Origin of the sequence: Collinsella sp. 1033st1_E11_1033SCRN_220408 (assembly GCF_039062465.1) — a bacterium.
Taxonomy (GTDB): Bacteria; Actinomycetota; Coriobacteriia; order Coriobacteriales; family Atopobiaceae; genus Parolsenella.
The window spans coordinates 213,631-239,465 of record NZ_JBCLNF010000001.1; the positions used below are offsets into that span (position 1 = coordinate 213,631).

22 protein-coding genes and 1 pseudogene are annotated in these 25,835 nt (G+C 64.4%); 16 read left to right on the forward strand and 7 right to left on the reverse strand.

Annotated features, from left to right (window positions below):
* The first annotated feature begins 151 nt into the window (after positions 1-151).
* Positions 152-856, forward strand: coding sequence for an HAD family phosphatase (locus tag ABCN07_RS00840; RefSeq protein ID WP_343004977.1), 705 nt, complete (start codon positions 152-154; stop codon positions 854-856).
* A 5-nt stretch (positions 857-861) separates the two neighbouring features.
* Positions 862-1,542, forward strand: a complete 681-nt coding sequence (locus tag ABCN07_RS00845; RefSeq protein ID WP_343004978.1) for a thiamine diphosphokinase — start codon at positions 862-864, stop codon at positions 1,540-1,542.
* Between the two features lie 212 nt (positions 1,543-1,754).
* On the opposite strand, the gene rpmB is transcribed toward ABCN07_RS00845, so the two are convergent.
* Positions 1,755-1,943, reverse strand: a complete 189-nt coding sequence (gene rpmB, locus ABCN07_RS00850) for a 50S ribosomal protein L28 (protein ID WP_293813977.1) — start codon at positions 1,941-1,943, stop codon at positions 1,755-1,757.
* A 222-nt stretch (positions 1,944-2,165) separates the two neighbouring features.
* On the opposite strand from rpmB, the gene ABCN07_RS00855 reads away from it, so the two are divergent.
* The 11 genes from ABCN07_RS00855 (at position 2,166) to ffh (ending at position 16,360) form a co-directional block, all read left to right on the forward strand.
* A complete protein-coding gene (locus ABCN07_RS00855) occupies positions 2,166-2,678 on the forward strand; it encodes a MarR family transcriptional regulator (RefSeq protein ID WP_343004979.1) in 513 nt (170 codons plus the stop codon).
* A 13-nt stretch (positions 2,679-2,691) separates the two neighbouring features.
* Positions 2,692-4,914 carry an ABC transporter ATP-binding protein gene (locus ABCN07_RS00860; protein WP_343004980.1) on the forward strand — a complete coding sequence of 741 codons (2,223 nt, stop codon included), beginning with the start codon at positions 2,692-2,694 and terminating at the stop codon, positions 4,912-4,914.
* Positions 4,914-6,764: an ABC transporter ATP-binding protein gene (locus tag ABCN07_RS00865; RefSeq protein WP_343004981.1), complete on the forward strand. Its 1,851-nt coding sequence runs from the start codon at positions 4,914-4,916 to the stop codon at positions 6,762-6,764. The genes ABCN07_RS00860 and ABCN07_RS00865 overlap by 1 nt, the downstream gene beginning before the upstream one ends.
* Positions 6,765-7,069: 305 nt before the next feature.
* Entirely contained in the window at positions 7,070-7,549 is a 480-nt protein-coding gene (locus ABCN07_RS00870) for an ATPase (RefSeq protein WP_293813981.1), read from the forward strand.
* 5 nt (positions 7,550-7,554) lie between these two features.
* Complete coding sequence (locus ABCN07_RS00875) at positions 7,555-8,118, forward strand: DUF177 domain-containing protein (RefSeq protein WP_343004982.1); 564 nt, start codon at positions 7,555-7,557, stop codon at positions 8,116-8,118.
* Positions 8,119-8,260: 142 nt separating this feature from the next.
* Positions 8,261-8,440, forward strand: a complete 180-nt coding sequence (gene rpmF / locus ABCN07_RS00880; protein ID WP_293813983.1) for a 50S ribosomal protein L32 — start codon at positions 8,261-8,263, stop codon at positions 8,438-8,440.
* A 152-nt stretch (positions 8,441-8,592) separates the two neighbouring features.
* A complete protein-coding gene (plsX, locus tag ABCN07_RS00885; protein WP_343004983.1) occupies positions 8,593-9,585 on the forward strand; it encodes a phosphate acyltransferase PlsX in 993 nt (330 codons plus the stop codon).
* Positions 9,586-9,691: 106 nt separating this feature from the next.
* A complete protein-coding gene (rnc, locus tag ABCN07_RS00890; RefSeq protein WP_343004984.1) occupies positions 9,692-10,408 on the forward strand; it encodes a ribonuclease III in 717 nt (238 codons plus the stop codon).
* Positions 10,399-13,986: a chromosome segregation protein SMC gene (gene smc, locus ABCN07_RS00895; protein ID WP_343004985.1), complete on the forward strand. Its 3,588-nt coding sequence runs from the start codon at positions 10,399-10,401 to the stop codon at positions 13,984-13,986. The genes rnc and smc overlap by 10 nt, the downstream gene beginning before the upstream one ends.
* On the forward strand, positions 13,986-14,885 hold the full coding sequence (ftsY, locus tag ABCN07_RS00900; protein ID WP_330027438.1) for a signal recognition particle-docking protein FtsY: 900 nt from the start codon (positions 13,986-13,988) through the stop codon (positions 14,883-14,885). The genes smc and ftsY overlap by 1 nt, the downstream gene beginning before the upstream one ends.
* 71 nt (positions 14,886-14,956) lie before the next feature.
* Positions 14,957-16,360, forward strand: coding sequence for a signal recognition particle protein (gene ffh, locus ABCN07_RS00905; RefSeq protein ID WP_343004986.1), 1,404 nt, complete (start codon positions 14,957-14,959; stop codon positions 16,358-16,360).
* 77 nt (positions 16,361-16,437) lie between these two features.
* Here ffh and ABCN07_RS00910 read toward each other — a convergent pair whose 3' ends face one another.
* Genes ABCN07_RS00910 through ppk1 form a run of 6 tightly spaced genes read right to left on the reverse strand, consistent with a single transcriptional unit; the run spans position 16,438 to position 23,705 of the window.
* Entirely contained in the window at positions 16,438-17,262 is an 825-nt protein-coding gene (locus ABCN07_RS00910) for an HAD family hydrolase (protein ID WP_343004987.1), read from the reverse strand.
* 56 nt (positions 17,263-17,318) lie between these two features.
* The gene (locus ABCN07_RS00915; protein WP_343004988.1) at positions 17,319-18,410 is read right to left on the reverse strand and encodes a P1 family peptidase; all 1,092 of its coding nucleotides are present in this window, start codon (positions 18,408-18,410) and stop codon (positions 17,319-17,321) included.
* Positions 18,410-19,078: a Maf family protein gene (locus tag ABCN07_RS00920; RefSeq protein WP_343004989.1), complete on the reverse strand. Its 669-nt coding sequence runs from the start codon at positions 19,076-19,078 to the stop codon at positions 18,410-18,412. The genes ABCN07_RS00915 and ABCN07_RS00920 overlap by 1 nt, the downstream gene beginning before the upstream one ends.
* A 9-nt stretch (positions 19,079-19,087) precedes the next feature.
* Positions 19,088-19,639 (reverse strand): DJ-1 family glyoxalase III, encoded by a 552-nt coding sequence (locus ABCN07_RS00925; protein ID WP_343004990.1) that lies wholly within the window; start codon positions 19,637-19,639, stop codon positions 19,088-19,090.
* 36 nt (positions 19,640-19,675) lie between these two features.
* Positions 19,676-20,992, reverse strand: a complete 1,317-nt coding sequence (rlmD, locus tag ABCN07_RS00930; RefSeq protein WP_343004991.1) for a 23S rRNA (uracil(1939)-C(5))-methyltransferase RlmD — start codon at positions 20,990-20,992, stop codon at positions 19,676-19,678.
* A 7-nt stretch (positions 20,993-20,999) separates the two neighbouring features.
* Positions 21,000-23,705 (reverse strand): polyphosphate kinase 1, encoded by a 2,706-nt coding sequence (ppk1, locus tag ABCN07_RS00935; protein WP_343004992.1) that lies wholly within the window; start codon positions 23,703-23,705, stop codon positions 21,000-21,002.
* Positions 23,706-24,131: 426 nt separating this feature from the next.
* On the opposite strand from ppk1, the pseudogene ABCN07_RS00940 reads away from it, so the two are divergent.
* From ABCN07_RS00940 to ABCN07_RS00950, 3 genes and pseudogenes are all read left to right on the forward strand, one after another.
* Positions 24,132-24,365 (forward strand): annotated as a pseudogene (locus tag ABCN07_RS00940) (poly(ADP-ribose) glycohydrolase domain-containing protein); the annotation flags it as partial.
* A 131-nt stretch (positions 24,366-24,496) separates the two neighbouring features.
* Entirely contained in the window at positions 24,497-24,955 is a 459-nt protein-coding gene (locus tag ABCN07_RS00945) for a TIGR02452 family protein (RefSeq protein ID WP_343004993.1), read from the forward strand.
* A gap of 388 nt (positions 24,956-25,343) precedes the next feature.
* Positions 25,344-25,778: an ArgR family transcriptional regulator gene (locus ABCN07_RS00950; RefSeq protein WP_320679910.1), complete on the forward strand. Its 435-nt coding sequence runs from the start codon at positions 25,344-25,346 to the stop codon at positions 25,776-25,778.
* The last annotated feature ends 57 nt before the right edge of the window (positions 25,779-25,835 follow it).

Sequence of the window (25,835 nt, forward strand, 5' to 3'; positions counted from 1 at the left end):
GTACTTTACCCAATTTCGCAGGTAGTTTCATCCCTAAGATAACCATACTTTTATATGATGGCCGAGTCTCCGCGTCCGTAGCGCTCGGCTGGTATCATTTCCGTGGAAGAATCCGCGGAGGGGCCTGGTTGCCCCGGTATGAGGGGTACTTATGGCTAAGATTTCTGGCGCTATCTTCGACTGCGATGGCACGTTGCTTGATTCTATGTGCATGTGGAACAGCGTCTTTGCTCGTCTCGTCGAGTCTTACGGCATTGATCCCACGCCCGAGCTTATCGCGCAGATCGAGGCGACCACTCTTCCGCATACGAGCGAGATGCTCCACGAGGATTACGGTGCCGGAGCGAGCTCCCAGGAAGTTCTCGACCACATTCATTCCGTCGTTCTCAACGAGTACGTTACGAACATCAAGGAAATGCCAGGTGCGCGTGCCTTCGTTGAAAGTCTTGCCGCTGAAGGCATTCCTATGATTGTGGCCAGCTCCACCACCTCGAGTGTCCTGCGCCACGTACTCGCGCATTTCGGTTTCGATAAGTATTTCATCGACATCATCTGCACGGCCGAGGTCCGCGACGGTCGCGACAAGGACTTCCCGGACGTCTATCTCGAGGCTCTGTCTCGCCTCGGCACGCCCCTCGAGGAGACTTGGGTCTTCGAGGACGCGCCCTTCGCCGTGCGCGCGTCTCGCCGTGCCGGCTTCCACGTCGCGGGCATCCACAATGACCACGATGGCCGCGACCCCGAGTTCATCCGTGCGTGGTCGGACATCTATTCCGAGAACTACGAGTCTATCTCGCTCGAGGCGATCCACGCCTTCGACGATACGACGCGCAGGCCCGTCCCCGAGGAGGCGTAGGCGCGATGCGCGTGCTTCTCGTCGCAGGCTCGCCCGCTCCTAGCTCGTCCGCCCTCGTCTCTCGCCTTTCTGCCGAGAGCGACCTGGTGCTTGCCGTCGACCGAGGTGCCGATGCCTGTCGCGAGGCGGGCGTCGTCCCCGGTGCCTTCTGCGGTGACGCCGACACCGTGAGTGCCGATGGCCTCGCGTGGGTCCGCGACCAGGCGCGCCGGTGCGAGGGCGAAGACGAGATGCCCATCCGTCTCTTTCCTCCTGCGAAGGATGACACGGACCTCTCGCTTGGTTTTTCGTGCGCGCGTGAGCTCGCTGCCGAGAGGGGCGAGGCCCTCGAGGTCACGGTGACGTGTGCGAGCGCCGGGCGCATGGACCATGCCCTGGCCGTGTTCGGCGTGCTCACGAAGAACGCGGACCTCGCGCCGCGCCTTGTCGAGGACGAGTTCGAGTGTCGCATTCTCGCGCGCGTGGGTGCTACTACCTGGGAGCTGGGGGAGGGAGCTCTCGGGCACCACTTCTCTTTCGTGGCCCTTGCGGACGACACCTGCGTGTCCGAGACGGGGCTGCGCTGGGAGCTCGACCACTTCCGGGTCGACGCCCTGCGCGATCGCGGGATCTCCAACGTCGTTGATGCCCCTGACGCGTGCGTGACCTGCCATGAGGGAGTTCTCGCGGCGTTCCTCATAAGCTAGGCGCGCAGCCGGCGTGAGACGCGTGACGGCGAGCTCTGGCGAATGCGTAGAACGTGGCAGCGGATGTTGACGAGTGCGCAGAGTGCAGCTCCTGCCAATGCCAGCGCAGAGACACGCCAGCGCACGACCGTGCTAATAACAAATAGGGAGCCGTCCGAAGACGACTCCCCTTGATCTTGCATATGTTGTCGCCGAAGAAGCGACGACCGCTACTAGGAGCGGGCAACCTTGCCGGACTTGAGGCACGTGGAGCAGACGTTCATCTTCTGCTTGTGGCCGTTGATGACAACGGTGACGTGCTGGATGTTCGGACGGAACTTACGGTTGGTGACGCGGTGCGAGTGGCTGATCGAACGGCCGGCGACAGCGTGCTTGCCGCAAATGGCGCAAACCTTAGACATTGTTGTAAACCTCCATTAAGCGGCGCGTGGTGCAGCCGCCCTCGACACATAGCTGGATAAGGATAGCACACGAGACGGCTCGCGCAAGCGAGTTTCGTCGAGATGTTGTGTCCGTGCTGTGAAGTCTACCCCAATTTGTGGGTTATGCAACCCCCAAAGGTTGATGTGGATATATTGCCTAACGTTAGAAACTAATACTAGAAGGTAGTAGGGGGTTGAGGAATGGCCGCTGAAGGTCAGGGAATGAGCGCTGAATCGCACACCCGGGCGTTCGAAGCCTACGCGAACCAACTTATCCGCGCCGGCTTCCTGATGTCTCGCCTAAGGTCAGGCCGGAGCATCGACCAGAAGCTCCGCGGCATGCCTGTCGTCCTGCGTGAGCTGATCACCTCAGGCGGAGCGCTTTCGCCGGGTGAGCTCGCGAACCGTATGGGCGTCTCTGATGCGCGCGTCGCGAACATCCTGCGCGCGCTCGAGGAGCGCGGGCTCGTCACCCGCACGGCGTCCGCGAAGGACAAGCGCCGCGTCGTCGTAACCATCACGGATGCGGGGCGCGTCGCAGCGGACAAGATCCGCGAAGAGGGCGTCGAGATGGTCGCGGACTTTCTTAGGGAGCTGGGCGAGGAAGACGCCCGGGACCTCGTCCGCGTCATCAATCGCGTGGCCGAGGTCATGGAGGCGCGCAAGCGCGAGGGCCGTCAGGTCCACATCACGCCGTCCGCGCAGGGGGAATAGAGAGGGGAGTGACATGAGGATCATCAAGCTATTCAAGAAGCACATCCTGGCGCTCGTGTGCGCCGTCGCGCTGATCATCATCAGCTGCAACGCAGACCTCACGTTGCCCACGTACATGAGCGAGATCGTCGACGTGGGCATCCAGCAGGGCGGCATCGAGAGCGCCGTGCCCGCCAACATCCGCGAGCAGGCCCTCGCGGACCTCGAGCTGTTCATGAGCGAGGAGGACGCCGCCACCGTCGAGGCCGCCTATGGCGAGCCTGACGCCGAGGGCATCCGTGCCTACGTGGGCACTGACGAGGCCCGCTCGGAGGAGGGCGAGATCGCGAGCATCATGAGTCTGCCGGAGACCGTGGCCCTCGCGCTCGAGCAGGGCATCGACGCCTCCGCTGCCGGCGCCCCCATCCAGGGGACCGTCACCATGGACGATATCCGCAAGGCCGCCTCCATGGGCATGCTCGACAGGGATCAGCTCGTCTCCGGCGCCGAGTCCATGGCTGACCAGATGGGCTCCATGGGCGGCTCGATCGTGCGCCAGCGCGCTATCTCGTTCGTTGGTCAGGAGTACGAGGCCCAGGGCATCAGCCTGTCGGACGTCCAGAACTCCTACCTCGCGTCCATGACGGCCAAGATGTTCGGCCTGTGTGCCGTCTCGCTCGTCGCCACGATCCTCACCGGCGCCGTGGCCTCGCACACCGCTTGCACCATCGCGCGTGACCTGCGTCGCAAGACCTTCGAGAGCGTCATGCGATTCTCTCCGGCCGAGGTGGGCAAGTTCAGCCAGGCCTCGCTCATCACGCGCTGCACGAATGACATCCAGCAGATCCAGATGGCGACCACGCTCGTCATCCGCATGGTGATGATGGCGCCGATCATGGGCGTCGTGGCCCTCATGCGCGTCTTCGCAACCCAGACGGGCCTCGAGTGGACCATCGGCGTCGCCGTCGTGGCCGTCTCCGCGGTCGTCGGCGTCCTCATGGGTCTCACCATGCCCAAGTTCAAGAAGATGCAGCAGTACGTCGACCGCGTGAACCTCGTCGCCCGCGAGATGCTCGACGGCATCATGCCGATTCGTGCCTTCGGTCGCCAGGATCACGAGCTCGCCCGCTTCGATGACGCTAGCACGGACCTGATGAAGACGCAGCTGTTCACCAACCGCGCCATGAGCTTCATGATGCCGCTTATGATGTTCGTCATGAACTGCATCACCGTGCTGATCGTGTGGGCGGGCTCGCACGGCATCAACGACGGCGTCATGCAGGTGGGCGACATGATGGCGTTCATCTCCTATACGATGCAGATCGTCATGGCGTTCATGATCCTCACCATGGTCTCCGTCATGCTGCCGCGCGCCGAGGTCGCCTGCGAGCGCGTCGAGGACGTCCTCAACACGCAGAGCTCGATCAGGGAGCCCGAGAACCCGCAGCTCCCCACAGCGGATGCCCCGCGCGGCCAGCTCGAGTTCCGTGACGTCTCCTTCAGCTATCCCGACGGCGACGAGAACGTCGTCACGGGTGTCAACTTCACCGTCCGCGCGGGCGAGACGCTTGGCATCATCGGTGCCACCGGCTCCGGCAAGTCGACGATCGCCCAGCTCATCCCGCGCCTGTACGACGCGACGGAGGGCACGGTCGCGCTCGACGGCATCGACGTCCGCGACATGTCCCTCTCCGAGCTTCGCCACCGCATCGGCTTCGTGCCGCAGCAGGGCATGCTCTTCTCCGGCACCATCGAGACGAACCTCAAGTTCGCGGGCGACACCGTGAGCGACGACGACATGCGTGCCGCCGCGAGCATCGCTCAGGCCACCGAGTTCATCGAGGGCCGCGAGGGTGGCTACGAGTCCGAGATCAGCCAGGGTGGCACCAACGTCTCCGGCGGCCAGCGCCAGCGCCTCGCCATCGCGCGCGCCCTCGCCAAGCGCCCCGAGGTCATGGTCTTCGATGACTCTTTCTCCGCGCTCGACTACAAGACCGACGCGAAGCTGCGCGAGGCCCTCGCGACCTCCGCGTCCGACTCCGCCGTGGTCGTGGTCGCCCAGCGCATCGCCACGATCATGCGCGCCACGCAGATTATCGTTCTCGACGACGGTCGTGTCGTCGGGCAGGGCACGCACGAGGAGCTCCTCCGCAGCTGCCCCACCTACCTCGAGATTGCACAGTCACAGCTGTCCTCCGCCGAACTCGGCCTCACCGACGAGGAGATTGCAGCGGTCATGAAGGGAGGCGAGCGCTAATGGCAGGCGAGACGAACAAGACCCAGGCCCCCGCCAGGCGCCAGCACGGGCCGATGGGCGGTCGCGGGCCCATGGGTCGCGGCGAGAAGCCTAAGGACTTTAAGGGCACCATCCGCAAGCTGCTCGGGTACGTCGGCAGGCACAAGATCGCCGTGTTCTTCGCCGTCGCGTTCGCGATGTGCTCGGTCATCTTCAACATCGTGGGCCCGAAGGTCCTCGGCAAGGTGACGACCAAGCTCTACGAGGGCCTCGTCGCCAAGGTCCAGGGCACCGGTGCGGTCGACTTCGACTGGATCGGCAAGACGCTCTTGCTCCTACTCGGCCTCTACCTCGCGAGTTCCGTCTGCAACCTCATCCAGGGCTGGCTCATGACGGGCGTCACGCAGAAGATCTGCTACCGCATGCGCAAGGAGATTGCCGAGAAGATCGCCGTCGTGCCGATGAGCTACTTCAACGGCCACAGCAAGGGCGATGTGCTCTCCCGCATCACGAACGACGTCGACACGCTTGGACAGAGCCTCAACCAGTCCGTGACGCAGCTCATCACCTCGCTCACCCAGATCGTCGGCGTGCTCGTGATGATGCTCTCGATCAGCCTGCCGCTCACGGGCGTCGTCGTGGTGACGCTTCCCGCCGCCGCGATCATCATGGGCGTCATGATGCACTTCTCGCAGCCCTACTTCCGCGAGCAGCAGCAGGTTCTCGGTGCCGTCAACGGCATCATCGAGGAGGACTTCGCCGGCCAGAACGTCATCCAGGTGTTCGACCGCGCCGACGCCGCCGTGAGGGAGTTCGACGAGAAGAACGATCGCCTGTTCATCTCCGGCTGGCGCTCGCAGTTCCTCTCCGGCCTCATGATCCCGCTGATGAGCCTCGTGAGTAACGCCGGCTACGTGGCCGTGGTCGTCGTGGGCGCACAGCTCGCGCTCACCGGAAGCGCCACCCCCGGCGACATCCAGAGTTTCATCCAGTACGTGCGCAACTTCACGCAGCCCGTGCAGCAGCTCGCGAACGTGAGCAACACGATGCAGTCGATGGCCGCCGCCACCGAGCGCGTCTTCGAGTTCCTCGCTGCTCCCGAGGAGGAGCTTGCCGCCGACCCCCAGATTCCCGAGAAGCGCGACGGCCTCGTGGAGTTCGACCACGTCAAGTTTGGCTATGACCCCGAGAAGACGATCATCCATGACTTCTCCTGCACGGCCGAGCCGGGCCAGACCGTGGCCATCGTGGGTCCCACGGGCGCCGGCAAGACCACGCTCATCAAGCTGCTCCAGCGCTTCTATGACGTCGATGGCGGCAGCCTGCGCGTCGATGGCGTCGACGTCCGCGACTGGGACCGCGCGGCGCTTCGCGGGCAGTTCGCGATGGTGCTTCAGGACACGTGGCTGTTCAACGGCACGATCCGCGAGAACATCCGCTATGGCCGTCCCGACGCCTCGGATGCCGAGGTGGAGGCTGCCGCCCGTGCGGCCCGCTGCGACCATTTCATCCACACCCTCGCCGGCGGCTATGATTTCATGATCAACGAGGAGGGTACGAACCTCTCCCAGGGCCAGCGCCAGCTTGTGACGATCGCCCGCGCGTTCCTCGCCGACAGGCCCGCCCTCATCCTTGACGAGGCGACCTCGAACGTCGACACGCGCACCGAGGTTCGCATCCAGCAGGCGATGGACGCGCTCATGCAGGGCCGCACGAGCTTCGTGATCGCTCACAGGCTCTCGACGATCAAGGGCGCGGACACGATCCTCGTCCTTCGTGACGGCGACATCGTGGAGCGCGGCTCGCACGAGGAGCTGCTCGCTAAGAACGGCTTCTACGCGGAGCTTTATAACTCCCAGTTCGAGGAGTAGAGGTGCCGCCCCGGGCAGGGTAACGCACTCGTCTATGGGCCTGATTCCGGAGCGTCTCCGGGGTCAGGCCCTTTTTGCCTTGGGAGCTGTGGGCGGAGGCGGCCGGTCGGGAGCGACCGCGGCCTGTCGGTGCATATTGGGCTCGCAGGTGAAGATTCCCTTGCGCGCCGTAAGCAGCAATCCATATAGCTGCGGGTATGGTAAAGTAATCGGGATACGCGCATGGAGCGCGCGAAGTACCTGCGATTTTCATGTCCCGCTAGCCCGCGCGTTGGGTCTGGGGCCAGCACGAAAGGAGCCTGCGCATGCAGCCAGGTGAGGAGATCGAGAACTTGGTCAACGAGCTCGAGGACATTATCTCCGATGGCAAGAAGCCCATCATGGGCGGCACCGGCAGCAATCCCAAGATTGTCGACGCTGACGCCGTCTACGAGCTTCTTGACGAGATCCGCAACGTCTTCCCGGAAGAGTTCCAGACCTCCCGTCGTATCCTCAAGGAGGAGGACGAGATTCTCGCCCGCGCCCACCAGATGGCGGATTCCATCGTTGCTGATGCCCAGCAGCAGGCCATGATCCTCGCTGGCGACCAGGAGGTCGTCCGTCTCGCCAACCAGCAGGCCGAGGAGATTCGCGACCAGGCCACGCAGTACGCGAGCGACCTTCGCTACCACATCAACGAGTACGTCGAGAACCTGCTCACCGGCATTGAGGACAACCTCAAGAGCGTTATCGGCACCCTCGAGCGCAACCGCCAGTCGCTCGATGACGGCTCTTCGCGCAGGTAATCCCCATGGAGCCTATTCGCGTTCTCATTGACGAGCGCCTCGAAGGCGCTGGAAGCGTCCTGCCCCTTTCCGGTCACATCGACGAGCCGGTCTACGAGCTTGGCGGCCGCGAGTTCAAGCTGCCTGGGGGCATCGACTACGACCTCGTCCTCACCAACGCCGGCGAGGGCATTCTCGCGTCCGGCATGGTTCGTGCCCATGTCCTCGGCACGTGTGACCGCTGCCTCGAAGACGCCGAGTTCGACGTCGCCTCCGAGGTGGACGAGTACTTCCTGTTCGAGGCTCCCGCCGAGGAAGAGCTCTCCGATGACGAGGATGAGGTGGACTTCTCCCTGGTGGACGAGGACCACACGATCGACGTCTCTGAGCCCATCATGACAGCCATCCTCATGGAGACGCCGTTCGTGGTGCTCTGCCGCGAGGATTGCAAGGGCCTCTGCCCCACATGCGGCGCGAACCTCAACGAGGGGGACTGCGGTTGCGCCGCGAAGCGCGAGGCTGAGAAGATCGCGGAGAGCCCGTTTGCGGCTCTTGCGGATCTAAACCTCGAGGATGATGACGAGAAGTAGCATATTTGCGCTTGACGTGAGAATCCTCCACCAAATACTGTGTATCTCTAGTGCGAACGCTCCATTTCGTGCTATCATTCCAATTCGTCTGTGATAGACCGTCGCGTGCGGTGCGGCGTAAGTTCAGTAAGAGAGGTCAACAATGGCAGTACCCAAGCAGAAGAAGGGCCGCGGCGCGACCCACACCCGTCGCTCGGCCAACAGCAAGCTCGCTATGCCGGCCCGCTCCACGTGCCCCCAGTGTGGCGCCGTGAAGCTCCCGCACCGCGTGTGCCCGAGCTGTGGCTACTACAATGGCCGTCAGGTCATCGTAACCGAGTAGCCGCCATTCCTAGAGTGGCCAGAAGGCCGGCCCGGAAGGGTCGGCCTTTTTTGTTTATCGGGACACGGCAGCCGTGTGCGGGATGCTAAGGTGTTAACATCCTGCGCGGGCAGTGCCCCCGAGTCGCTTATGTTCGTGAGAAGGGAACCACCATGGTCCGTGTCGTAGTCGATGCCATGGGCGGAGACGAGAAGCCCGAGGTCGTTCTCGAGGGAATCGCCCGCGCTCTCGAGGCCGATGAAGACCTCGAGGTAGTCGTTGCCGGTAACGAGGACGTCGTCGTGCCGTTCTGTGCTAAGCACGCTCGTGCCGAGGCCCTCGTGACCACTGAGGCCATCGAGATGGACGAGCATCCCACGGAGGCCGTCCGTCGCAAGAAAGACTCCTCGATCGTGCGCGGCTGCCGCGCCGTCCGTGCGGGCGAGGCGGACGCCTTCTTCTCCGCCGGCTCCACCGGTGCCATCCTCGCGGCGGGCACGCTCATCGTCGGCCGAGTCAAGGGCGTGAGTCGCGCTGCCCTCTGCGTCGCCATGCCTGGCGCCGACGGTCACATGACGACCGTTCTCGACCTTGGTGCCAACGCGGATTGCCCGCCGGAGATGATCGTCCAGTTCGCTCGCATGGGCACCGCCTACTCCCAGATCGTGCTTGGCGTGGAGAATCCCACGGTGGGCCTGCTCAACAACGGCACCGAGGAGACCAAGGGCTCCGAGGCAGCTCTCGCCCGCCATGCGGCGCTCGCGGCCACCAAGGGCATCAATTTCTCCGGCAACTGCGAGGGTCGCGACATTCTTACGGGTGACCTCGATGTCATCGTTTCCGATGGCTTCACGGGCAACATCGCCCTCAAGGCCGTCGAGGGAACGGCGAAGTTCATCGTCTCCGCGCTGAAGGCAGCTGCAGGGGAGAGCAAGAAGGTTGCCCTCGGCGCGCTCTTGGCCAAGCCCGCCATGAAGGAGGTCACCGCGCTTCTGTCCGGCGACCGCTACGGTGGAGCCGCCCTGCTCGGCCTCAAGGCACCCGTGCTCGTGGGCCACGGTGCCACCAATCCGGACGCCATCATGAACGGTACGCTGACGGCGGCCCGCTGCGTTCGCCAGAACCTGTGCGGAAAGCTTGCCGAGGCGATTGTCGAGGCGGAGTAAACCCTGCGCGATTGGCGGGTAGCGGGTACAATAACCTGATGTGTGTGACGGCGCTCCACGCGGGCGCCGTCGCCGTATCTAGCCGTTGCGACAGATGGGGGAGAGCATGCCCCGCAACACCGCCACCGAGCGGATTCGCCACATCGAGAGCATCTGTGGCCACACCTTCAATAACCGCGACCTCGTAGAGGCCGCCATCACGCACCCGAGCGCCGTCGAGGGCCTGCCGGTCTCCGCCTCCTACGAGAGGCTCGAGTTCCTGGGAGACTCCATCCTCGGCGCCATCGTCGCGACCGACCTCTTCGAGCGCTTCCGTGACATGGACGAGGGCGCGCTCACGCGCCTCAAGATTACCCTCGTCTCTGGCAAGACCCTCTCCGCCGTGGCAGACCAGCTCGGTATCGGCGAGTGCATCGTCTTTGGCGAATCTGAGAAGGGTACGGGCTCCCGCGGCCTCCACTCCGCCCTCGAGAACGTGTACGAGTCGGTTGTCGGCGCCCTGTACCTCGACGCCGGCTATGACGTCACGCACGAGTTCGTTCAGCGCACGCTTGGCCCCCACATGGTTCCCGAGCTCGCGGAGCGTCCCGTGAGCCCCAAGAGCCGTCTCCAGGAGATCACCCAGCGCGAGCTCCGCTGTGCCCCCGAGTACAAGCTTGAGGGCGAGAAGGGCCCCGCGCACAGCCCCACCTTCACCTCCGTCGTCCTCGTTGAGGGGAGGCGCATGGGCCGTGGCACCGGCTCCTCCAAGAAGGAAGCGGAGAGCGCGGCCGCAAGCGACGCCATCAAGCGCCTCGCCGAGGAGGGCGTCAATTGTTCCTGAAGTCCCTCACGCTGAAGGGCTTCAAGTCCTTCGCGGACCGCACCCATATGGTCTTCGACCCGGGCCTCACCGTCGTGGTGGGACCCAATGGTTCGGGCAAGTCCAACGTTAGCGACGCCATCCTCTGGGTCCTGGGCGAGCAGAGCGCCAAGATGCTGCGCGGCCAGGCAATGGAGGATGTCGTCTTCTCGGGATCTTCTGCCCGCAAGCCAGTGGGAGTGGCCGAGGTCACCCTCGTGCTCGACAACACGGACCACACCCTGCCGGTCGACTTCTCCGAGGTCGGCATCACGCGCAGGATGTATCGCTCCGGCGAGTCCGAGTACCTCATCAACGGCGCTCCGGCCCGCCTCATGGACATCCAGGACATCCTGCATGACTCCGGCCTTGGCAAGGACACGCATTCGATCATCTCCCAGGGCAAGCTTGACTCGATCCTTTCGAGCCGCCCGGAGGAGAGGCGCGTCCTCATCGAGGAGGCCGCGGGCATCTCCAAGCACCGTCGTCGCAAGGAGCGCTCCCAGCGCAAGCTCGCAGACATGGACAAGAACCTCGTCCGAGCCCGCGACGTCGCGCGAGAGCTCAACCGCCAGCTTCGCCCGCTCGAGCGTCAGGTTGACCGCGCGAAGCGCTGGGAGGAGCTTGACCGTCGCCTGTCAGAGCTCACCTGCCAGCTCGCCGTCGACGACGTGAGGCGTCTCCAGCGCCAGTGGACCGAGCTCGAGTCCCGCGCCAAGGAGGCCTCGGCCGCCGTCGAACTCGCGCAGTTCCGCGCGGACGAGAAGTGCCGCGAGCTCGAGAAGCTCCAGAGCCTGCTCGAGCAGAAGGGCCTCTTCGTCGGAGACCTCGGCGAGCAGCGCCGCCGCTGCAGCGACATCCTCGGCCGCCTCGAGAGCGACATGCGCCTCCTCGAGGAGAAGGGCCGCAACATGGTCGATCGCCTCTCTGAGACGCGCATGACGCTCTCGCAGGTCGATCGCCAGAAGAGCGAAGCATCGAGCGAACTCGAGGACGTCTCTGGACGCCTGTCTGACACGCGCGTCGCGACCGAGACCCTCGAGGCGGAGGTCAAGCGCCTTGAACCCGCGGCTCGCGAGGCCACGTCCGCTCGCCGCGAGGCTGGCTCGGCCCAGGCGCGCCTCAATGACGAGCAGCGCTCCTGCCAGCGCGAACTCGACGACGCGACGCTCGCACACGCCAAGCTGACGGACGAAATCAGTAACGCCGAAGTCGAGGACCAGATGTTCGCGAGCCGTCTCGCGCAGATCGACGAGCAGCTGGAGACCGCCGAGGCCGCGCTCGCGAGTCGCTCCGGCAGGCTCGAGGAGCTTGCCTCGAGCATCGAGGACGCCCGCGCCGCCGCGGAGGCCGCCAAGGAGGAGATCTCTCGCCTCGCGGCTGAGAGGGATACCGCTCGCGAGGCCGCGAAGGCCGCACGCGAGGCGTTGGGCGCCGCCAAGGCTGCGCTCTCTGGCGCCCAGGCTAAGCTCGAGGCACTTCGCTCTATCGACGCTGGGCTCGTTCCGGGTTCCGAGTCCCTCGAGGGGCGCGTGTTGTCTGACGGCTCGCTCGCGGGCCTCGTTCGCTATCGCCTCGCTGACATCGTGAGCGCCCCGGCCGAGCTCGACTCGCTCGTCGAGCGCCTTCTCGGCGACACGCTCTCCGCGCCTGTCGTTTCCGCGGGCGCTGACGTCGCGCGTCTCATGGATGCCGCCGCGGGCGAGGCGTCGGCCGCCGGCTCCCTTACGGTCCTTAACCTCTCCGAGACCGCGCCCGTCGCGCCCCAGGGGGAGGGCCGTCGCCTCGTCGACATGCTTGACGTCGAGGATGGCGCCAGGGGCCTCGTCGAACGCCTCTTGGGCGATGTCTTCATCGTCGATTCCCCCGAGGCGGCGGTGCGCGCCCACGCCGCGAACCCGGGCCTTACTTACGTTACCGAGTCCGGCGTCGTTGCGACGAGCGACGGTCGCACGCGGGCTGGCGTCTCCGCCGGCGCCGCAGCGGGCACGCTCGAGCGCAGGCGCGAGGTCGCAGCTCTTGAGGAGGGCATGCCCGCCCTCGAGGCAGCCGTCGCCTCGGCAGACTCGACGCTCGCGAACGCCTCTGCCACCGCGGATGCCGCCGCGGACGCCCTCGCCCAGGCTCGCGACGCCTCCGCCGATGCCGCCGGCGAGCTCTCCCGCCTCACCGGCGAGAGGGACTCCCTCAACTCGGAGATCGGCCGTCTGCAGTCTCAGGTAAGCTCCGCTCGCGACGAGCGCACGCAGGTTGAGGCCCGCCGCGAGAAGGCACGCGAGCGCACCCGCGAGGCCCGTCCGCGCTTGGACGAGCTTAAGGCCAAGGCAGATGCCGCAAAGGACCGTCTCGCCAAGCTGTCGCGCGATCTCGAGGAGGCCAACACCCGCCGTCGCGAGGCCTCTCGAGCGGAGGACGAGGCCACAAAGAAGGCCGCGGACGCGCGCCTCAAGCTTGCGACGAGCCGCGAGCGCCTGCATCACCTCGATGAACGCCAGCGTGAGCTCTCTGGCCGGATTTCCTCCCTTGACGAGCGCGCCCGCGCCGCGGAGGAGGTCACTCGCTCCCTCGAGGTGCTACGCCTCCGCGTCGATCCGCTCCATGAGCGCTACGAGGCGATTCACGAGGCTTGTAAGACCTGGGCAGAGCGCCTGCGTGACCGCGCGAGCCTCGCCGAGGCGGACTCCGACTCCCTCAAGAAGACCATCGGCGACGCGAAGCAGCAGGTCGCGGACGCCAATGCGGCACTTGAGCAGGCCAAGGGTGCCCAGAGCGACGTCAAGGTGGAGAGTGGACGCCTCGAGGTCCGCGTCGAGCAGGCGATCGCGCAGATTACGGCCGACGGTAGGCACGTCCTCGAAGAGGCGCTGCAGATGCCCGAGCCCGATGACCGCGAGGCCACCGAGCGCGAGGTCGCGTCCCTACGCCGCCAGATCGAGAGCCTCGGTCCCGTCAACCAGGTTGCGATGGACGAGTACACCAAGCTCAAGGAGCGTGCGGACTACATCGGAGCTCAGCTCGAGGACCTTGAGAGGGCCCGTGCCGCGCTCGTCAAGATCACCGCGGCCATCGACCGCAAGATGCGCAGGCAGTTCCTCGAGACTTTCGAGGCCGTGAACGCCAACTTCATCGAGATCTTCGGCATGCTCTTCCCCGGCGGTAAGGCACATCTCGAGATGTGCGACCCGGACCACCCCGCGGAGACCGGCATCGAGGTCGTGGCGCAGCCTAAGGGCAAGCGCATCGCGAAGATGACGCTCATGAGCGGTGGCGAGAAGTCCCTCACGGCCCTCGCGCTGCTCTTCGCCGTCTATCGCACGCGAACCGTGCCGTTCTACGTCTTCGACGAGGTGGAGGCGGCGCTCGACGACGCCAACCTCGACAAGCTTCTCGATGCCATCGAGCAGCTCAAGGAGACGACGCAGCTCATCGTTATTTCGCACCAGAGGAGGACCATGGAGCAGGCCGACGTCCTGTACGGCGTCTCCATGCAGGCCGATGGTGTCAGTCACGTTGTATCCCAGCGGCTTGACCGCGCGACAGGAAAGGTGGTCGATGCCTGATGGGGCTTGCTGACCGCTTGAGGAGCGGACTCGCGAAGTCTCGCGAGGCGCTGAACCAGATCTTCTACATGGGCGGCGACGTCGACGAGCAGTTTTGGGAGGATCTCGAGGACACCCTCGTCATGGGTGACATCGGTCCCGAGCTCGCGATGAGTGTCACGGATGACCTCCGCGAGCTTGCCGCAAAGAAGGGCCTGCGCACGGCTGACCAGCTCCGCGAGGCCCTCGCCAAGCGCCTGGCCGAGGCGTTCCCCACCTCCGAGCGCGATCCGTTCGACGACACGCCGAGCTGCGTGCTGTTCGTCGGCATCAACGGCGCCGGCAAGACCACCACGGTGGGCAAGCTTGCCGCAGCCGCGAAGGGCAAGGGCAAGTCCGTCCTCATCGGCGGCGCCGACACCTTCCGCGCCGCCGCGATCGAGCAGCTCCAGGTCTGGGGCGAGCGCGCTGACGTGCGCGTCGTCACCCGCGAGCGCGGCGCTGACCCCGCGAGTGTCTGCTACGACGTGGTCGAGACCGCGGAGCGCGAGGGCACGGAGCTCATGCTTATCGACACCGCCGGACGCCTGCACACGTCTCCCGAGCTCATGCGCGAGCTCGCCAAGATCGTGAACGTCACGCGCAAGCGCGCGAGCATGCCCGTGACCGTCGTCCTCGTCGTCGACGCGACCACCGGCCAGAACGGCCTCGCACAGGCGAAGGAGTTCAACGACGCGCTCGATCTCGATGGCCTCATCGTGACGAAGCTCGACGGCACCTCGAAGGGCGGCATCGCGGTCTCGATCGCGAGCCAGCTCGACCTGCCGATCTGGCGCATCGGTGTGGGCGAGGGCATTGATGACTTCCAGTCCTTCGACGCGCTCAACTTCACTCGCGCCCTTGTGGGCGAGACGATCTAGGCTCGAGCTTACCGAGCCTTCCCTGACGTCTGGCCAGTACTGTCCGCAATGAATCCCAGCTAGGAGCTTCGATGTTCAATAGCCTCTCAGACCGCCTCACGGATACCTTTGACAAGCTGCGTGGCAAGGGTCGCCTCACGGAGGACGATATCAACGCGGCAATGCGCGAGATTCGCATGGCGCTGCTCGAGGCGGACGTCAACTTCCGCGTGGTCAAGGACTTCGTGGCCCGCTGCAAGGAGCAGTGTCTCACGGCAGAGGTCCTTACCTCTCTGACGCCTGCGCAGAACGTCGTCAAGGTCGTTCTCGCCGAGCTTACGGAGCTTCTTGGCTCCACCGAGAGCAAGCTCACCCTCATGCCCAACCGCACGCCCAACGTGATCATGCTCGTTGGCCTGCAGGGCTCTGGTAAGACCACCGCGAGCGCCAAGCTTGCCTACATGCTCAAGAAGCAGGGGCACTCTCCGCAGCTCGCTGCGTGCGACACGCACCGTCCCGCCGCGGCTGACCAGCTCGAGACCCTTGGCGGCGAGATTGGCGTACCGGTCTACCGCGGTGACGGCAAGGACCCCGTCGCGATCGCGCGCGAGGCCGTCCAGGAGGCCGTCGACCACCTCCGCGACGTGGTCATCGTCGACACCGCCGGCCGTCTCCAGATCGACGAGCTCATGATGCAGGAGGCCGTCGACATCAAGAGCGCGGTCAAGCCCGACCAGGTCCTTATGGTCGTCGACGCGATGACCGGCCAGGACATCGTCAACGTCGTTTCCGAGTTCGCCGAGCGCACCGATTTTGACGGCGTCATCATGTCCAAGCTCGATGGCGACGCCCGCGGCGGCGGCGCGCTGTCCGTCCGCGCCGTGACGGGCAAGCCCATCAAGTTCGTCTCCATGGGCGAGAAGCCCGAGTCCCTCGAGGTCTTCCATCCGGATCGCATGGCCAAGCGCATCCTCGGCATGGGTGATGTCGTGGGCATCATCGAGACGGCCCAGGCCAACGCCGACGCCGCTTCCGCCGCCGAAGCCGAGAGGATGCTCCGCGAGGGCTTCACGATGGACGACATGCTTGCCCAGATGCAGCAGATTCGCAAGATGGGCGGCATGGGAAAGATCTTGGGTATGCTTCCCGGCGGAGACAAGGCGCTGCGCCAGATGGGCGGCGATAACTCCGAGGAGCAGATGCGCCAGATCGAGAGCATCATCTTCTCGATGACGAAGCAGGAGCGCGCTCGCCCGGGCATCATCAACGGCATGCGCCGCCAGCGCATCGCGCGCGGCTCCGGACACTCCGTGCAGGACGTCAACCGCCTCATCAAGCAGTGGAGCGAGCTCAACAAGATGATGGGCAAGATGCGCGGCATGATGGGGAGCGGCAACCGCAAGCAGGCCAAGCGCCAGATGCAGCAGATGATGCGTCAGATGGGCGGCGGCATGCCGGGCGGCATGGGCATGCCCGGAGGAAAGCTGCCTTTCTAATCTCACGGAAGCGCTATAGCAAACAATTAGGCCGCCTGCGAATTTGCCGAGATGGCAACGGCGCAGGCGGCTTGCCTCTAACGATGTTGGGGCTCGATGACGCGCTCGACTAATTCGGGAAGCGCTCCGTCGGGCCCCGTCGTGTCGAGCACGAGGTCGCAGATGGGGCGTACGTCGTCGGTCACGTTGGCCACGCCCACGCCAAGGCCCGCCGCGGCGATCATCTCGCGGTCATTGGCTGAGTCCCCGAAGGCGATCGTGTCTGCGATGTTTACGCCGAGAATCTCGGCAAGTTTCCTGAGGCCCTCGCCCTTGTCGCAGCCTAGGGGGTTGACTTCGAGGTAGCGACCGGAGGAGTAGGTGATCGTCGCTCGTCCGTCGAGCATGGGGTCGATGGCGTTGGCACCAAACTCGTGAAGCCAGTCGAAATCCATGTTCATGTAGATCATCTTCGAGACGACGGGTACGCTCGACAGGTCCGGAAGGTCAACTTTCTCGATGCGGCGGAGCGACGCAAGGTAGCGAGACTCGCTCTCGGTCATGCCTTGCACGAGAATGCGACCGTCTGGCGTGTAGGCGTGCATGGAGAGCCCGCGCTCGCGCCCAAACCTCCAGAGCTCGTCTGCGAGATCACGGTCGAGGTTGTGGGAGAAGATCGGCTCGGGGTCGCCAAAACGATTTATCGAGCCTCCGTTGTAGGAGATGACGTACGTACCCTCCATGAGGACGGGGTCGATGTCCTCGAAGTTGTCCATGATGGAGAGATAGCCTCGTCCGGAGCTGGGAACGAACAGCACGCCGAGCTCGCGCAGGCGCTTGAGTGCCGGGAGGTTTGCAGGCGGAATCTGGTGATGCCCGTCAAGGAACGTCTCGTCCATATCGCTTGCGATGAGCTTGTACATTGGAGCCTTTCCGCTATTCGTTCGTACGGGTTTGTGCGCCGGCCTGGTGGGCGACCCTAGAGATCCGCGGCGCCGGGGAGGCCGTGAGAGGTCTTGGCGCTGCGGGCGCCGTCTGCGATGGCTCGCTCGAGGGCGCGCGTCGCGAGGATGCCCACCACGTCGACGGGCATCTCAACCTCACCGGTTGCCATGACGAAGACGGTGTCGCCGTCATTGGTCGTGTGGGTGGGGCGAATCGCGTGGGCGTAGGCATCCGCCGCCATTTGGGCGACCTTCGTTGCCTGAGCCTTCGTGAGCTTGGCGTTGGTGATGACGCAGGAGATGGTCGTGTTCGTGCGCATGGGAGGCTGGGAGCTGCCGTTGTGGCCCGCCTCGAGGGGCATCCTCGCAGCCATGGAGAGTGCGAGGTCACACTCATCCACGAAACCCGCGTCCGTCTGGGAGCGCATGCCGGCGATGACCTCGCCCGTATCCGGGTCGACGATGTTTCCGCACGCATTCACGGCGGCAATGGCGCCGCAGACGAGTGTGCCCGCCTGTTCGACGTCGGTCCCGAGGCCGGACTTCATCGCGAACGTGGGGCCGCCAAGCTTGCCGACGGTGCATCCACAACCGGCACCGACGTTGCCTCTGGGCAGCGGGACCGGCGGGTTATCGAGCGCGCGGGCGCATGCCGAGGCTCCGTCGTGCGCGGTGGGGCGCACGCGCGAGTTTGCGAAGGCCAGGTCGAAGAGGCATGCGCCAGATACGATGGGAACGACGCCAACCTGCACGTCAAGTCCGATGCCACGGCGCTCGAGTTCCTCGGCAACACCAACGGAGGCGGCCAGGCCATAGGCGCTTCCGCCAGAGAGCACGACGGAGTGCAGGACGTCGACCGTCTCCTCCGGGCGGAGGAGGTCCGTCTCTCGAGTGGCGGGGGCGCCCCCTCGGACGTCTACGCCACCCGTGGCGCCTGCTGGGCAGACGATGACCGTGCAGCCGGTGCCGTTCTCCTCGTCTGTGTGATGGGCAATGCGAATTCCGGGGATTTGGGAGACGTCAGCGATGGTCGTGGCCGGCACCTCCGCCGCATTGGCCACAAGGTCACGCGGACCTTCGAGCCTCTTGTCGTCCTGCATCGTTCGACCCGAAATTCTCTTTGCCATTAGTCGCTCTTTCCGACGAAAGCCTCAAGTGCGCGCATCGTTTTGGCCACGGGGAGGCCAACCACATTGAAGTAGTCGCCTTCGATTGTACGCACAAGCGTGCGGCCGAGCCCCTGGATCCCATAGGCTCCGGCCTTGTCGAGCGGCTCGCCGGTTTTGACGTAGGTCTCGATGGTCGCATCGTCTAGTTCGTAGAACGTGACGCTCGTGGTCTCATAGAACGAGAAGGACCTGTGTCCGCCCGTTCGCGTGGGAGATAGGAGGCAGACGCCGGTAGACACTTCGTGCGTGCGTCCGGAGAGCGCGTGGAGCATCTCGATGGCATCTTCCTCGGAATGGGGCTTGCCGAGCTCCTCGCCGTCGATGGCGACGATGGTGTCTGCCGCGAGGATGACGTCGCCGGGCTTGGTCTCTTCTCTGAGGGCGCTCATCGCTTTGCATTCCGCGAGGTGGCGGACCATCTCCTCGCAAGTGGGCTCCTCGCCGAAATCCTCGCCCAGCTCCTCGTCAAAGCTGTTGGCAAACGCCTTGAGCGCCGCCGCCTCATCGATGTCCTGCGGCCTCACGACGGGGTCGAAGCCCATCTCCCTCAGGAGCTCGACGCGCCTGGGGGAACCGCTTGCGAGAACGAGGCGATCTATGCGGCTGGGAAGGTCAAACAGCGACAAAACTCGCACCTACCTTTCGATGAGCATGCCGGAGGCGACGCCGTCAGCGGTGGCCTTGTCGGTGAGAAGCTCGAGCAGGGCGAGGCCAAACTCGACGGCAAAGCCGGGGCCGGACGCGGTTACGAGGTTGCCATCGCGGTAGACGCCGTTCTTTTCCGGGCGAACGCCGGCGGGAAAATCTCCTTCGAAGCCCGGGTAGCAGGTGGCCGTTCGGCCTTCGAGGAGGTCGAGCTCGGCAAGGATGGAAGGAGCGGCGCAGATCGAGCCTACCTTGCGGTTCTCCATGAAGTCGCGAGCGAGCTCGCAGACGCGGTCGGTGGCGCGCAGCGTCGTGGTGCCAGGAAGGCCTCCGGGCAGGACGATGAGGTCGCAGGTGGCGAAGTCATAGGTGTCAAGCGTGGCGTCGCAGTCGATGCCGATACTCTGGGCGGAGGTGACGTGCGGCTCGGCGTTTACGGTGACGAGGGCCACGTCCTGGCCGCCGCGACGGCAGATGTCTGCCGGGGCGAGCGCCTCGATGGTCTCGAAGCCATCGGCAAGAAGGATTGCGATGCGTGCCATGGTGTCTCCAATCTGCCGTGTCGGCGGCTTTGTGGGTTACTTGCGAACGAGCTTGGTGACGGTCTCGACGTGGAAGGTCTGCGGGAAGAGGTCGACCGGCGTGACGGAGACCGGCTCGAAGACGCCGATCTCGCGGAAGCGGGAGAGGTCGCGGGCGAGGGTCGCCGGGTCGCAGCTCACGTAGGCGATGGCGCGGGCGGGCTGATCCGAAAGCTGGGACACGACATCGTCTGCGAGGCCGGCGCGGGGCGGATCGACGACGATGATGTCCGCGTCGTCATCCGGGAACTCGCGGCCTGCGTCTCCACCCACGGCGTCGACGTTGTCGAGGCGAGCCTCCTCGAGGTTGCGGCGGAGATCGCGCACGGCGGGACCATAGGACTCGACGGCGTCGACGAAGTCGCACCTCTGGGCGAGCGGCAACGTGAAGGTGCCGGCGCCGGAGTAGAGGTCCATCGCGATGTCATTTTCCTGCGGGTCGAGCGCTTCCATGACGAGTTCGACGAGTTTCTCGGCACCCTTGGTGTTCACCTGGAAGAAGCTTGGGGCGGAGAGGCGCATGACGTTGCCGGCGATGCGCTCACTCCAGGAGCCAGCCCCATCGAGGCGCTCGACGCCGGCGATCTTGCGGGCCTTGGACGGACCCTTCGTCATGACGCGCACGAGGGACGTGGCGTGCGTCGCTTCGAGGACGCGCTTTGCCTGGCCGCGCGGAAAGGCCCCGGCGGGAGTCCAGATCGCGATTTCCACATCCTTTGTGCGGCTGGAGCGGCGAATGCCCACGCGCTCGATCTCGAGCTCATGAGAGCTCGCGAGATAGGAGAGCGCTCCCGAGACGTTCTTCACGAGCTTGGCGTCGCGCCCCTTGGCGGGAACGTCGAGCAGCGGGAACTCGTCAACGCGGATGACCGTTGTGCCGTCTGCGGCGTACATGCCAAGCGTTGCGTGACGGCCGTCGCGAACGAACGCGAGTTCGGCCTTGTTGCGATAGTGCCAGGCGTCGCTGGGGGCGAGGCAGTCATGAACGAGCTCGTCAGCGTCGGCCATGTGGCCCACGCGAGCGAGCGCGTCGACGACGTTGGCACGCTTCGCGGCAAGCTGGGCCTCGCGTTCCATGCAAGCCCAGGGCGCGCAGCCAAGCACCGTCGTAAGCGGCCATGTGGGGGTGACGCGGGCGGGGGAGGGCTCAAGAACCTCGGTGACCTTCGCTTTCGCGAAGGACTTCCCGTCGCTTACAAGCTCCGCCTCGACGACGTCTCCGGCGATGGCGCCGGAGACGAACACACATTTGCCGTCTTCGGTGTGGGCGATTGCATCGGGCCCGTAGGTCATCCGCTCTATGGAAAGTCTCATGTATGTCCTAGTTCTTCGTGCGTCCAAACAACGTCTTGAAGCCTAACCCAAAAATGGCAAACGCGGTGGCGACACGTCCGCGCGGACGCCTGGCAAGTTGCGTGGCCGCCGTAGCATTGTCCACGCGACGAGACCGGCTCTCTGGAGCGTCCTCGATGAGGGTGGCGGTGACGTGGGCGGGTTCCTCTGCGGGCGTGGCCACCGGCGCGGGCGCGGGCGTGGCCGCCGGCGTGGCTGCGGGTGTCTCTGCCGGCACGGGCTCGCGCGAAGACGCGGCCATGGGAGTTGCCGCCTGCGTGGACGCCTCTTCATGCAACGTTTCCGCTGGCATCGTGCCCTCGGTCTCGCCTGCCTCCTGAACGGGAGCGTCGTCCGTAGGCTCCTTGACCGCGGCCTGCTCAGCCGCGGCAACGGGCCTCGTCTCGATAGCGGGCTCTGGCACCGCTGGCGCCTTCGTCGCGGCAGCGCTCTCAGCCTCCATCGCGTGGGCGTATGCCTCTGCGATGAAGACCTCCTGGCAGTTCACGGAGGGCTCGCCGTCCTCTCGGCCGATTCTGGCCCAGGTTCCGTCGCACGTGAGGCGACGCGCCTTCACGTTGTCCGCGAGCTGAAGCTCCATGAAGTTCTTCACGATCTGCTGGCACGTCGGGTCGAGAACGGGATAGGCGATCTCGACGCGTCGCTCTGTGTTGCGCGTCATCATGTCTGCGCTCGAGAGGTAGATGGTGTCCGCGTCGACGCCAAAGGCGTAGATACGCGCATGCTCGAGAAGGCGTCCTACAATCTGGCGAATCTCGATGCCGGTCGTGCGGTTCTCGATGCCCGGCAGCATGCAGCAGATGCCTCGCACGATCATGATGACTTCGACGCCAGCCTGGCTCGCCTCGGCGAGGCGGTCGATGACGTCGCGGTCCGTCAGGGAGTTCAGCTTGAGGAAGACGCGGGCAGGGGCTCCGGTTCTGGCGCGCGTGATCTCGCGGTCGATGCCGCGCATGATGAGGGGCTTGAGCGACAGTGGCGCCACGCCGAGGTAGCGATAGGAGCCACGGAGGTTGCCCAGGGAAAGGTTGCGGAAGAAGGCGTTGCCATCCTCGGCGATGCCGGGATGAGCCGTCATCAGCATGAAGTCGCTGTACAGCAGGGCGGTCTTCTCGTTGAAGTTGCCGGTGCCAAGGCACGTGATGCGGGATATGCCGCGCGCGTCATGATAGGTGATCTGACAGATCTTCGAGTGACACTTGAATCCCTCGGAGCCATAGATGACGGTGCATCCCGCCTCCTCGAGACGTTCCGCCCACTCGATGTTGTTCTGCTCGTCGAAGCGTGCGCGCAGCTCCATGAGGACCGTGACGTCCTTCCCGTTCTCGACGGCGGTCACGAGGCTCTCGCATAGACGCGAGTGGCGCGCCACGCGGTAGAGCGTGATCTTGATCGAGATGCAGTCGTCATCGTTCGCCGCCTCGTGGATGAGGCGCAGGAGGGGACTCATCGACTCATACGGATAGGTGAGCAGGACGTCGTGGTTCTCGACCTGGCCGCGCATGGGCTCGCCGTCGCGCACCATGGGCGAGGGCTGTGGGGCAAAGGGCGGGAACGTGAGCACGCCCTTGCGGCTTGCGGGAACCTTGCCTTCGAGCTGGTAGACGAACGAGAGGTCTGAGGGCGTCGAGAGGTGGAACATCCTGCGCTTCTCGAGCTCAAGTTCCTTGCGGACGAACGTGACGAGCGACTCGTCGAGGTCTCCGGTAATCTCGGCGCGGACGGGCTGGAGGCGGCTCCTGCGCTTGAGCACCTTCTTCATGTGCTGGCGGTAGTCCTCCTCCTCCTCGACTCCCTCGCCGTCAGGGTCGATGTCGGCGTTGCGCGTGACGCGCACGACGCCCGAGCTCGTGGGGACGTAGGAGCCGAAGCAACGGCCGAGCATGGAGATGATGACGTCCTCAACGAGGGTGTAGCGAATGCGACCCTCGCTGGAGGGAAGCCAGATGATGCGATCCGCGGTCTGCGGGACCTCGACCATGCCGAGAACCCCGTGCTCATCGTTGCCATCGAGGGAACAGACTACGTGCAGGACGCCGTTCTTGAGGTTGGGGAAGGGATGGCGCGGGTCGACGATGAGCGGCGACAGGATAGGAGCCAGGCGGCTCTCGAAGTAGCGGGAGACGGTGACGAGATCGGAGTCCGTGTACTGTTCTGGCGCCAGACGCTTGATGCCCTCCATCTCGAGGGCGCTCTCGAGCTGGGTGAAGCAGCGCTCGCGACGCTCGTATAGGCCCGGGAGGATCGAGAAGAGCTGGGCGAGCTGCTCCGACGGGGTCTCATCGCTCTTGTTGTCTGCCGGCTGGTGCTTGAGCTCAGCGAGGTCAGAGAGGCCGCCGACGCGGATCATGAACCACTCGTCGAGGTTCGACTGGAAGATGGCGCAGAACTTGATGCGCTCGAGGAGCGGCACGGATTCGTCAAAGGCCTCGTCTAGGACCCTGTTGTCGAAGCGAAGCCAGCTGACCTCGCGATTCTGCGTGTAGGAGAAATCGCGGGAACGCTTCTGGGGACGATTGGCGTTGGCGGGCGTCGGGACGACGTCGGCAAATTTGGCAGCCTTGTGCTCGAGTTCGGCGGCGGAGGCCTTTTTCGAGCTCTTTACGGACTTGGCCTTGTCCTTTTTGCGCTTGGAGGCCTTGTCTGACTTGTGTGTGCCTTTGTTCTTGCCCATATGTCGCTCCCGGCTCGTCACGTACGGCATCGAATGCTTCCAACAGAACTAGTATCCACGTAATTCCGGACATCTCTTGTTACGATTCGGTAAGGGTCTTAATGCATCTGATGGGCGTTCCGCTCGGGTCGCTTCATCTCCTGAATTGCTGCCCCATTTATCGACAAATTGCTGCTAGACCTTGCAATTGGCGTTTTATGGCCGTACAGTTCTTGCAAACGTGCTGCTTGATGAGTTGATGCGACAGCGCGCCGCAGATGAACCGCTATCCCTAAATAGCTGACAAGGTTTTTCCAGAGGACGCGAGGAGACATATATATGGCTGAACCGAACAATCGCGCACGTGGAAACAGACAGTCCCGTGAGCGCACGCGCGATGACCGCCGTCGCGAGAGGGCGAACGCCGCCGTCGCCCATACCGCGGAGATGCACGATCGCCTTGGTGCGGAGATTGAGCGCTCGGTGAGGGAGACGCGCTTCTATGACGAGATTCCCGCGGCGCCGGCGGGCAGGGAGACTTTCGTTCCCAGCGTAAGCGTCGTCGACGCGGATTCCGTTTCCGCGGTGCTCGAGCTTGGCCGCGGCCGTGCCGATATGTGTGACCTCGCCGTACTTGACTTCGCATCGTTCACGTATCCCGCAGGTGCCTACATTCGCGGCGCCATGGCTCAGGAGGAGGCCCTCTGCCAGGAGAGTTTCCTGTATAACGTCCTCTCCGCTTTGAGGGCTGGTTCGCGGAGAATCGCCGCCACAATATCAACTGCGAGCTCTATCGCGATCGGGCTCTGGTCGTGCCGAAGGTGCGTTTCGAGCGCGAGCGCTTCCACTCCTATGCTGACGTCATCGTTGCTGCCGCCCCCAACCTCAAGAGGGCGAAGGTCAACTATCACGTGCTCGAGTCCGACCTCGCGCGTTCGATGCGCTCTCGCATTCGCCTCGTGCTTGGCATCGCTGACGTTCTTGGCCATGACAAGCTCGTGCTTGGCGCCTTCGGCTGCGGCGTCTTTGGGTGGGACGCTCTCCGCGTCGCCCAGATCTTTGCCGAGGAGCTCGCGACTGGCAAGCACGTGGCAAGTCAGGTGACCTTCGCCGTACCGAAGGGCCGTCGCGATGAGAACCTCGAGATGTTCCAGCATGTGTTTGCCACGTTCCCCGAGGTTAACGAGGAGCCATACGCTCCCGCCCCGGAGCCCGCGCCCGTTAGCCGCAACGAGGGCGAGGCAGAGGACGACTGGCGCAAGTACCTTTAGGTTCTTGTCGCGATGCCAGCTTCTCCCAGGAAGTGGGGGTTAGCTCTTTCCATCTAGCTGAGACATTGGGTCGCCGGCGCATTCTTGGACGAATGCGCCGGCGATTTTGTATCGGGTGCACGCAGTGTGATCAGCGCGCCGTGCTCGGCGCGCCTAATTCGTCCCGGACTGGAAGATTTGGTCAGCTTCGGCGCCGTCATTGCTGCGAACGTATCAAGCATTCACGATGTTGTGTAAACAAACGGAAAATTGCGAAAATCCCGTATTTTATCGTGCTAATATGCATTCTCGATGCGAATCTAAAGGGTAAATACCCAATGACGAACGCAAATCGCCAGCGATCTTCGCTGCGCGGTTGCTCAAGCATAGCAGCTCGAAAGGTGTCGACGTGAAGAAGCGATATAACCGACAGGACGCGATTCGCGAGATCGTCCGCGATAAGTCAATCAAGACCCAGCGCGCCCTCGTCGAGGAGCTTGAGAAGCTCGGTTTCGTCTGCACGCAGGCTACGATCTCGCGCGACATCGCGGACATGGGCCTACGCAAGCTTCCGGAGGGCGTGTATGTCCTCGCCGAGGACCTGCACCTGCAGCGCATGGTGTCAGACCTCGTCACTAATGTCGTGCGAGCTAACAACATCGTCGTCATCCATACGCAGGCCGGGGCCGCTCAGGGTGTCGCCGCGGCTTTTGACGACGCGAGTCTTCCCGACGTGGCGGGCTGCATTGCTGGGGACGACACGATCATGGTCGTCTGCCTCACTAACGAGCAAGGCGTTTCGCTCGAGCAACTCGTGAACAAGCTCAGAGGCGTGAGCGACTAAGCGCCTCTTGGTCGCTACGCATCCGTTTTTCGACTCTCAAATAGGCATCCAATCGAA

Excerpts from the sequence above, each read along its gene's own strand:
- ppk1 (WP_343004992.1), bottom strand. The coding sequence starts at position 23,705 with ATGGGCAAGAACAAAGGCACACACAAGTCAGACAAGGCCTCCAAGCGC.
- rlmD (WP_343004991.1), bottom strand. The coding sequence starts at position 20,992 with ATGAGACTTTCCATAGAGCGGATGACCTACGGGCCCGATGCAATCGCC.
- ABCN07_RS00860 (WP_343004980.1), top strand. The coding sequence starts at position 2,692 with ATGAGGATCATCAAGCTATTCAAGAAGCACATCCTGGCGCTCGTGTGC.
- ABCN07_RS00875 (WP_343004982.1), top strand. The coding sequence starts at position 7,555 with ATGGAGCCTATTCGCGTTCTCATTGACGAGCGCCTCGAAGGCGCTGGA.
- ABCN07_RS00845 (WP_343004978.1), top strand. The coding sequence starts at position 862 with ATGCGCGTGCTTCTCGTCGCAGGCTCGCCCGCTCCTAGCTCGTCCGCC.
- ABCN07_RS00915 (WP_343004988.1), bottom strand. The coding sequence starts at position 18,410 with ATGGCAAAGAGAATTTCGGGTCGAACGATGCAGGACGACAAGAGGCTC.
- plsX (WP_343004983.1), top strand. The coding sequence starts at position 8,593 with ATGGTCCGTGTCGTAGTCGATGCCATGGGCGGAGACGAGAAGCCCGAG.
- ABCN07_RS00925 (WP_343004990.1), bottom strand. The coding sequence starts at position 19,639 with ATGGCACGCATCGCAATCCTTCTTGCCGATGGCTTCGAGACCATCGAG.
- ABCN07_RS00910 (WP_343004987.1), bottom strand. The coding sequence starts at position 17,262 with ATGTACAAGCTCATCGCAAGCGATATGGACGAGACGTTCCTTGACGGG.
- rnc (WP_343004984.1), top strand. The coding sequence starts at position 9,692 with ATGCCCCGCAACACCGCCACCGAGCGGATTCGCCACATCGAGAGCATC.
- ABCN07_RS00840 (WP_343004977.1), top strand. The coding sequence starts at position 152 with ATGGCTAAGATTTCTGGCGCTATCTTCGACTGCGATGGCACGTTGCTT.
- ABCN07_RS00855 (WP_343004979.1), top strand. The coding sequence starts at position 2,166 with ATGGCCGCTGAAGGTCAGGGAATGAGCGCTGAATCGCACACCCGGGCG.
- ABCN07_RS00870 (WP_293813981.1), top strand. The coding sequence starts at position 7,070 with ATGCAGCCAGGTGAGGAGATCGAGAACTTGGTCAACGAGCTCGAGGAC.
- ABCN07_RS00865 (WP_343004981.1), top strand. The coding sequence starts at position 4,914 with ATGGCAGGCGAGACGAACAAGACCCAGGCCCCCGCCAGGCGCCAGCAC.
- ftsY (WP_330027438.1), top strand. The coding sequence starts at position 13,986 with ATGGGGCTTGCTGACCGCTTGAGGAGCGGACTCGCGAAGTCTCGCGAG.
- ffh (WP_343004986.1), top strand. The coding sequence starts at position 14,957 with ATGTTCAATAGCCTCTCAGACCGCCTCACGGATACCTTTGACAAGCTG.
- rpmB (WP_293813977.1), bottom strand. The coding sequence starts at position 1,943 with ATGTCTAAGGTTTGCGCCATTTGCGGCAAGCACGCTGTCGCCGGCCGT.
- rpmF (WP_293813983.1), top strand. The coding sequence starts at position 8,261 with ATGGCAGTACCCAAGCAGAAGAAGGGCCGCGGCGCGACCCACACCCGT.